The organism is Sphingobacterium phlebotomi, assembly GCF_008180195.1.
GTDB lineage: Bacteria > Bacteroidota > Bacteroidia > Sphingobacteriales > Sphingobacteriaceae > Sphingobacterium > Sphingobacterium phlebotomi.
The window spans coordinates 1-419 of sequence record NZ_VTAV01000052.1; the positions used below are offsets into that span (position 1 = coordinate 1).

Sequence of the window (419 nt, forward strand, 5' to 3'; positions counted from 1 at the left end):
CCGATCCCCGCGGTTTATCGCAGCTTGTCGCGTCCTTCTTCGCCTCTGGGAGCCTAGGCATCCCCCGTGTGCCCTTAGTTACTTTCTTCCGCCGGACGCCCCTTTTGCTAAGCGCCCGGCTGCCTCCGTCCCCCACCGGTTATACCGGTAAGGAACTTCCTCTGTCCTCTCTTTTTGTCTGTCTTCTCTTTTTTTCCCAATATGTCAAAGAACTTTCTCCGGCCGCAGCAAAGCACCAACGGAAACCCATGGCGAACCACCGGATCCCCGGCTGGGCAACTGCACGGCCCGAACGCGGATACCCGGGGAACGAACCCCGCGGTATCCTGTCAGTCTTGTATCCCTGTATGGATAATAATGATCATGCCGTGCGCAGCAGGAACGGTCCGGACGCTCCAGAAAGGAGGTATTCCAGCCGC

The 419-nt window shown here is 58.2% G+C and carries 1 rRNA gene; it reads right to left on the reverse strand.

Going from position 1 to position 419, the window contains the following annotated elements:
• Window positions 1-88: ribosomal RNA gene (locus FXV77_RS21920) — 23S ribosomal RNA — on the reverse strand; the annotation flags it as partial.
• Between the last annotated feature and the right edge of the window lie 331 nt (window positions 89-419).